9 protein-coding genes and 1 pseudogene are annotated in these 6,732 nt (G+C 37.1%); 3 read left to right on the top strand and 7 right to left on the bottom strand.

From position 1 onward, the window contains the following. Positions 1-727: tyrosine-type recombinase/integrase (locus ACFIJW_RS05510; RefSeq protein WP_375633576.1), on the top strand; the 727-nt coding region annotated here is incomplete at its 5' end. Positions 728-773: 46 nt separating this feature from the next. Here ACFIJW_RS05510 and ACFIJW_RS05505 read toward each other — a convergent pair. The 4 genes from ACFIJW_RS05505 to ACFIJW_RS05490 form a co-directional block, all read right to left on the bottom strand. Continuing rightward, positions 774-2,846 carry a hypothetical protein gene (locus tag ACFIJW_RS05505; protein ID WP_375633575.1) on the bottom strand — a complete coding sequence of 691 codons (2,073 nt, stop codon included), beginning with the start codon at positions 2,844-2,846 and terminating at the stop codon, positions 774-776. Positions 2,847-3,112: 266 nt separating this feature from the next. Next, positions 3,113-3,325 (bottom strand): hypothetical protein, encoded by a 213-nt coding sequence (locus tag ACFIJW_RS05500; RefSeq protein WP_375620805.1) that lies wholly within the window; start codon positions 3,323-3,325, stop codon positions 3,113-3,115. Positions 3,326-3,456: 131 nt separating this feature from the next. Further along, positions 3,457-3,684 carry a hypothetical protein gene (locus tag ACFIJW_RS05495; RefSeq protein ID WP_375628344.1) on the bottom strand — a complete coding sequence of 76 codons (228 nt, stop codon included), beginning with the start codon at positions 3,682-3,684 and terminating at the stop codon, positions 3,457-3,459. Then, positions 3,681-4,343 (bottom strand): lysozyme, encoded by a 663-nt coding sequence (locus ACFIJW_RS05490; RefSeq protein WP_375628342.1) that lies wholly within the window; start codon positions 4,341-4,343, stop codon positions 3,681-3,683. The genes ACFIJW_RS05495 and ACFIJW_RS05490 overlap by 4 nt, the downstream gene beginning before the upstream one ends. 183 nt (positions 4,344-4,526) lie before the next feature. On the opposite strand from ACFIJW_RS05490, the gene ACFIJW_RS05485 reads away from it, so the two are divergent. Both ACFIJW_RS05485 and ACFIJW_RS05480 read left to right on the top strand, forming a co-directional pair. After that, positions 4,527-4,850 (top strand): type II toxin-antitoxin system RelE/ParE family toxin, encoded by a 324-nt coding sequence (locus ACFIJW_RS05485; protein WP_015857128.1) that lies wholly within the window; start codon positions 4,527-4,529, stop codon positions 4,848-4,850. Between the two features lie 12 nt (positions 4,851-4,862). Beyond that, positions 4,863-5,174 (top strand): DNA-binding protein, encoded by a 312-nt coding sequence (locus ACFIJW_RS05480; RefSeq protein WP_208439803.1) that lies wholly within the window; start codon positions 4,863-4,865, stop codon positions 5,172-5,174. Between the two features lie 60 nt (positions 5,175-5,234). Here ACFIJW_RS05480 and ACFIJW_RS05475 read toward each other — a convergent pair whose 3' ends face one another. The 3 genes and pseudogenes from ACFIJW_RS05475 to ACFIJW_RS05465 all read right to left on the bottom strand — a co-directional run. Next, positions 5,235-5,513 (bottom strand): hypothetical protein, encoded by a 279-nt coding sequence (locus ACFIJW_RS05475; protein ID WP_375628341.1) that lies wholly within the window; start codon positions 5,511-5,513, stop codon positions 5,235-5,237. Beyond that, on the bottom strand, positions 5,510-6,256 hold the full coding sequence (locus tag ACFIJW_RS05470; RefSeq protein ID WP_375633574.1) for an antA/AntB antirepressor family protein: 747 nt from the start codon (positions 6,254-6,256) through the stop codon (positions 5,510-5,512). The genes ACFIJW_RS05475 and ACFIJW_RS05470 overlap by 4 nt, the downstream gene beginning before the upstream one ends. 313 nt (positions 6,257-6,569) lie before the next feature. Then, positions 6,570-6,732 (bottom strand): annotated as a pseudogene (locus ACFIJW_RS05465) (late control protein); the annotation flags it as partial.

The following is a 6,732-nucleotide window of genomic DNA, read 5'->3' as shown; positions in this document are numbered from 1 at the left end:
TAACCGTATCAATATTTGTTTGAAATATGCAGCGGCTCTTGGTTTAGATGTTGATCTACAGGCTTGTATGAAGGCACGCGCGCTTTTAGGAAAACCACGTGCAACATCAACAAATATTCCTGCTATGTCATGGCAAGAAGTTCCGGCATTTTATCAAAGCTTGGATGATAAGATCCTTTCAAATTTAGCACTGAAGTTATTGATTTTGACAGGCGCACGGTCATATCCATTGCGCTATTTGCGCCTTGAACAAATTGACAAAAATATATGGACGATACCAAAAGAAAACATGAAAGGTATTGTAGGGAAAGTTTCAGACTTTCGCGTGCCACTAAGTGATGAAGCTTTGAGAGTTATTGAAAAAACCCTCCCCTTNTCAGACTTTCGCGTGCCACTAAGTGATGAAGCTTTGAGAGTTATTGAAAAAACCCTCCCCTTTGAAAAGAATGGTTTTCTCTTTTCTGGTCTTAGAGGCAACCCCATTTCTGATGCCACCATGGCAAAGTATATGACAGTTTGTGGTTTGACTTATCGTCCCCATGGTTTTCGTTCAAGCTTACGGGACTGGGTAGCAGAGACAACGTCAACACCATTTGAGATTGCCGAAACTGTTCTTGCACATACAGTTGGGAGTTCAGTGACGAAAGCCTACATGCGAACGGATTTTTTAGAGCAACGGCGTGTTCTTTTAGAGCTGTGGGCTAGCTTTATATCGGGAGTGGTTTGACAAAATATTCTAAGGCCATTAGAGCATAAATATAATTATTGTTATTCTACCTTAATGGCAACCCTAAAGCTTTAAAGAAACGTTGATGTCTTTTCTCAGTATCAGCTATGAGCTTACTAAACGAAATAACCTCTATATAGGACTCATAACTCTTATGATATCCAAAATATCCCATATGATCGCCTGATTCTGTTAAATCCCAACGTTTGCAGCACTCTTTTATTTTTGGAGTTAGATCACAGACGACATAACAGTAACCGGGAACTTTTCCATCCAAATTTATTGGACGCCCTTTTGGGGTAAGTACTTTGCCTGCACGAATTTTTTCTAGATAAGTAATGACCTGCAAAATAGGATCTGTTTCGGTACCAGCTTTCGCGTCATCTCTCATGGGACGCTTAATTTCTACTATAGTAAGAGATGCCAAAGTAGGAGATTCTAAACCCTCTTTGCTATCTGATACTAATAAAGGATTCCAATAAATAGAATTATTACATAATTCTAAACTACATATATCAGGTCTTTCCTTTTCCATAGAGCCGGTAATAGACATTTTTTTTAATGATAAATCAGAAGCTAAATAATCATGAAATACTAATTTTTCGTCTATCAACCACAAGTTACAATTATCCATAGCTACAGAATTAGAATCACACTTCATGGGTACTATGAGTTGATGAATAACGTCTTCTTTAATATATTCTTTACCACCGTCATAAAGAGAATTTAAAGATTCCTTCAAAAGTTCTATGATAGTTTTTCTATGGAATAAGTAATTTGCCAAATCGGACTTTTTAAGATCACATACAGCATTTACATATTTATTAATTCTTGCTGCATAACTATCTGTATTTTCTCCTTGTTGAACTGCTAAAACATTATAACCTTCTTCTAAAATTTCATTTTCTACTCTAGCAAGACATTCATGCAAATGTAGTTCCAATTTTTTATCATTTATTTTAGGTGAAATCATATAGTCATTGTCTGTTAAATAGTTTAGGAGTGGACGATAGCGTGGTACTTTATGTGTGAACTTTTCAACTATCTCCTTACTGTTTTGAATGTTTTGCTTCAATTCTACAGCTAAATATTTTTGAATGCTTTCATAAATGGCTTGTCGTATTATCGGAAATGATATTTTTTTTCTTTTAAATAAATCTTCTTGTTTATCTTCAACATTTTCTTCAATATCAAAGCCTATTCTTTCAGAACGTACTCTTTCATCTAAAAAAAGAGAGCTTACATAACAAGAGTAGATAAATTCACCTATATCATCTTGCAGTTTTGATTGCATACCCGGAATTTTCTCAGATAACTTTTCTTTTGTAATAGCTCTATTGCCTGCACAAAAACATAAAGCCTGATTTTCTAAAGGTAAGGATCTAAATTTAATATGCATAATAGAAAAATTATAATTTTCTATTTTTATTTTTTCATTTAAAACGGCTCCATGCATGCATTGTTCATATAGATCATTTAATAATATCTTTTCTGTGTCATCTTCAATAGTTATGAAAGGGCAACCACCAGTTCTTGCAAAATACCAGAGACAATGTTCTAAGAGTGCTTTTGCGATAGATTGTAGTTTTTTAGGAATATGATTTTTATATTTTTGGTTTAGACCTGTTAACTCAACAATAGTTTCTCTCTTCGTACAATTATCTTGAAATTCATCTAATTCTTTTATACCTGCAGCAGCATCAAATAAAAATGTGCGCCCTTTTAATCCTCTATCTGTTTCATAAATACTCCTGATTTTTATATTATCAAAAGCTTTAAGCCATAAAAGTCGTCCTATACCATGGCAACCTTTATCTCTTTTATAATCTGAGTCTAAAGTTTTAAATGATTGAAAATTATGATCATTAAAGCCTGTACCATTGTCGATCACTTTAAAACCTACAATTTCTGTCTCGTTTAGTTTTTCTGTATCTTTGTCAAGTGGTAGTGAAGCTTGCTTCGATCTTATGACTGAAACTATAATGTAGCGTGAGGAAAAATCATTTCCTATTTCTTCAATGGAATGAATAGAATTTACAACTGCTTCAAAAAGAGGCAGTAGAGCATGATTTTCTGGTAAAGATGTATTTCTTACGCGGCCACTTAAATTTGTTTTCATTATCCACTCTAATCTATAAAAGACAATCAATTGTGTCGTTTTACAAAGATTTGACTTCCTCTTCATCCTTAAAGGATTAAAATTTCGAAGCTGTTCATATCAAATACAGTTTATTAGAAGCTTTAAATTCATGAAACAATTAATTCAAAGATTAATTCTTTGAAATCCACTGTTTTAAATGTGCAAAGACATTCTCTATCGCCTCCATGAGACGAGCAAAATTAATAATCCATTTTCTAAAGAATTTCGCGCGTTTCAGAGTATGTTTAGAGTCGGATATTTGGTTTTTGTGTAAAAATACTTACAAACGCATCCATAATACGTGAAAAATCAAGTGCTAATAAGAGTATAATGAGTACAATCCATTTTGTATAACGAGACATCACTTTTACACTTTTGTAGGTCATGATGATTTCTTGGAGGATTTCTTTTTCTGCTTCTGTAAGTTCTGTATCGTCTTGTGTTTTTTTTCTAGCCATGTTTCCACCCACACACGCGTTCACCTAGATTATTGTGCTTTAAGATCTCTCTTGCTAAGTTTGAACTGATGGCGTTCAGATCTTGCTTATCTAAATAAATTGGCAACCAGCCAACACAAGAAGAAGCATATTTATTTGTCGCGCAACCAGTCCGAGAGAGCAGCACGCACATCAGCATCACTTTTTTGATTAACTTCACTTTCCACCTCCAGACGTGTTTTGGCTGCTTTTAAAGCTTTTTCTGTTTGCTTTTGTTGCTCTGCTTTTTTCCCAAGAGTAAAAGCTCTTGCTAATGCAATAAAAAAAGCGACTAAAGCCGCGCCTGTTATCATCAGATTTCTTTTCATCCATAAGATCATAGACGATGCTCCTGAAAGCGTTTAGCAACAAAGAAAATACCAGCACATGCGGCTAAAATCATAATGGTGGCCAAAGCCCATTGGATTGGTCCATTTCCTGCTAATAAGCCTCCAAGCCCAGAAAAAGAACCAATAATCGGTGCAAGGGCTTCGGCTTTGAAAAGCCCTGTTGGTGCTTGCGTTTCTACTGTTTGATAATTGGAGGAAACATAAGCCCCTTTTGCCCATAAGCCTATTTCTGCCGCACGCCGGTGTGCGAGACCTTCAAGACGCTTCCCGCCTGCTTTGGTCCATTTCTGTAGCTCGGCAGGGACAGCTTCATATTCACCTTGATTGAGCTTTTTTAACAGTGTCGAGTTACAAAAGGCTCCTGTTCCTACATTATAGCAAAACGACACTAACGCCGCGAATTGTTCATCTGTTAATGAAACTGTAACAGCGCGTTCAACGACATTTTCAAATTGTCTTAAATCTTGGCAAAGAAGTTCTTCTGCTTGCTTTTCAGTGATTGTCATGCCTTCGTAAATAAAAGGCTTTCCAGCACTGTTTGTATGTCCATAACCTATTGTCCACACCCCAATGGCATCTTTATAGGCGTTCAAACGCAAACCTTCCCATTGTTTAATAAGTGCTAGTCCTTCTGATGATATTTTTCGCATATGATTCTCCATAAAAAAAGCTCCGCAAAAAGCAGAGCTGGATTAAAAAATTGACATCTTTCTCATTCGGAAAGATAGCTTGGTTAAGCTTCATGTCGCTTTTTCATTGGAACAAAAGAAGATTTTTTCTCAACTTTTAATTTTTCTCTTGACAAATATTCGTTTATAAACGAATATAACATCATGTTTGAAATACGTCACTACCTTACTTCTGATGGCAAAGACTTGATAGCTGATTGGCTGCGAAAGCTCCGTGATATGCAGGCTAAAACTGCAATTATTCGCCGCCTTAATCGTTTAGAGCAGGGAAACTTTGGCGATTTCAAGCCGCTTCGTGAGGGTGTTCATGAATTGCGTATTAATGTTGGTCCTGGCTACCGAGTTTATTATGTCCAATCTGGAAAGACCGTATTGTTGCTATTATGCGGTGGCAGCAAAAAAACACAAGAGACTGATATCACTCGTGCATGTGCTTGCTGGCGTGATTGGCAAAACCGTGAAGATTAAAGGAGTGCAAAAATGAAAGACCGTAACCATGATGATGCAATGGCAGAAATATTCCGTGATGATCCTGAGTTGGCAGCAGCGACCCTTGATGCAATCCTAGCAGATGGTGATCAGGGTGAGCTGCTTGTAACTCTACGCCAAATGGCCAAAGCTTATGGTGGTGTTCAAGCTGTAGCTAAAGCAGCCAACTTGAACCCAACACAACTTTACCGTACACTTTCAGAGAAAGGTAATCCAGAGTTCCGCAGCTTGAATGCTTTACTGCGTACCATGGGGTTTCGTTTGGCTGTACAGCCTCTTGAACGACCAGTTCCACACGTATAACTTTAGTGTATTAACCCCTCCCCACCTTTAAAGATGGGGAAGGGAGTTCTGTTTTTTTAATTAAGCAACCTTTTTAATGGGGCTCTCTAAATCTGATTCGTAAGCTCGCAATAAAGGTAACATAACTGTAGGAAACTCTGAATCGCCAAAATCTGTTAGAACTGTTAAGATTTTAAGTATATTTGGCACCTCATCTTGAAGTTTGAAAATCAAAGCTTTTTCTACCAAACTCATGATGTTAATCAGAGCTGTACACTCTTTTTCATTAATATTTTCATCATTAGAAAACTGATATAAAGCTATCCACAAATCGCACAAAAAATCGACACTGCTATTCATTGCACACCTCCAAAGATTTGTTCTCTCAAACATGCCAATCCTCTGGAGGTGATTTTTGTTGAAGGGAGCACCTTTTCTGTACCATCCGGTCTTTGAATGGTGATAGCAGGACAGTCCATGAATCCTTTCTTGATCTTATCTTGATAAGGTAACAGAGGCGTCCCTGGAGCCCGTCGATACACCCAGTCATGTTTACGCAAGTAATCGGTTAAGTCCTTTGGTCGTACTTCAAGCATCTTTGCTGCTTCTATCAAACCGAACAAACCATCAGAACGCTTTAAACCATCAAGTGCTTTTGCTTTTGGTGCTAATTCAGCGATAACATGATCTTTCTGCTCAATTTGACTTTGTAAATGGTTCAAAACACCAAGTAATGCTTCGGGTTTGGAATAATCAACTTGTGGAGCGGCTATCTGCGGTGTTGCTACTTGTTTCAAAAGCCGTTCACATTTGATAAAGTATTGACGTGCTTCATGCCCTTTATCATTACGCTCTATCATCGAAAGATGTTTAGCCATGTCTAAGGTGAGAGCATAATCTTTAGAAGGACGTCCACCTGAACTTTCGCTCAAAAAAGAGCAAAAGTCATGCTCTTCTTTAAATTTACAATCTTGAATACGTCTGATAATCCAATCTTTAAAACTGGTTTTTACTTCTAAAAATGCGTGTAATTCGCGAGCGTTAACAGTTTGAACTGTTTCCTGTCCAATTATTTGTTCTGATATTTTTATAAGAGTGTTCATGATGAACTCCTAGATGTTAAAGTTTTTGATTGACACTCAATAGAGAGTGCCGGGTGCTCAAAAACACGGCATCTAGTCCGTCGTTATGCCTTTCCCAAAAGGGTATTGTATAGCATAACCACACCCGACAAGACCTTTATATGCCACGGCATATAATGAGTCAAAATCTTTAATGTTCAGAAGATTGATTATTTCGGCAACCAATCCGCTAGATGTTTTAAGGTGTTTTTGAGGCACCTGATTCGATTATTCATATTGTTGCCACATTGTCAAGTTGCTTCTGATAATTTTTTGATATTTTTGCTAATTTGACTTATCTATCTTCTTCATCCATATGGATAACGCCTTCACCTTCGTCGCATGCGTTTGGTGGAGCGTTTGGATCAAGGGTATCGTCCTTGTCTGGTGTGGTGTTTGCAACGTTTCCAGCCGCATCTTCTTGCGCTTTATCAAAAAGTTCGCACTCTATTTTTGTG

This window comes from Bartonella sp. MM97QHHN (genome assembly GCF_042194285.1).
In the GTDB taxonomy this organism is placed as follows: Bacteria; Pseudomonadota; Alphaproteobacteria; order Rhizobiales; family Rhizobiaceae; genus Bartonella.
Note: the sequence above shows the minus strand (reverse complement) of the source record. Positions and strands in the feature narration are given on the sequence as shown.

Coding starts and splice junctions, on each gene's coding strand:
- ACFIJW_RS05485 (WP_015857128.1), top strand. CDS start 4,527: ATGTTTGAAATACGTCACTACCTTACTTCTGATGGCAAAGACTTGATA.
- ACFIJW_RS05475 (WP_375628341.1), bottom strand. CDS start 5,513: ATGAATAGCAGTGTCGATTTTTTGTGCGATTTGTGGATAGCTTTATAT.
- ACFIJW_RS05505 (WP_375633575.1), bottom strand. CDS start 2,846: ATGAAAACAAATTTAAGTGGCCGCGTAAGAAATACATCTTTACCAGAA.
- ACFIJW_RS05480 (WP_208439803.1), top strand. CDS start 4,863: ATGAAAGACCGTAACCATGATGATGCAATGGCAGAAATATTCCGTGAT.
- ACFIJW_RS05470 (WP_375633574.1), bottom strand. CDS start 6,256: ATGAACACTCTTATAAAAATATCAGAACAAATAATTGGACAGGAAACA.
- ACFIJW_RS05490 (WP_375628342.1), bottom strand. CDS start 4,343: ATGCGAAAAATATCATCAGAAGGACTAGCACTTATTAAACAATGGGAA.
- ACFIJW_RS05500 (WP_375620805.1), bottom strand. CDS start 3,325: ATGGCTAGAAAAAAAACACAAGACGATACAGAACTTACAGAAGCAGAA.
- ACFIJW_RS05495 (WP_375628344.1), bottom strand. CDS start 3,684: ATGATCTTATGGATGAAAAGAAATCTGATGATAACAGGCGCGGCTTTA.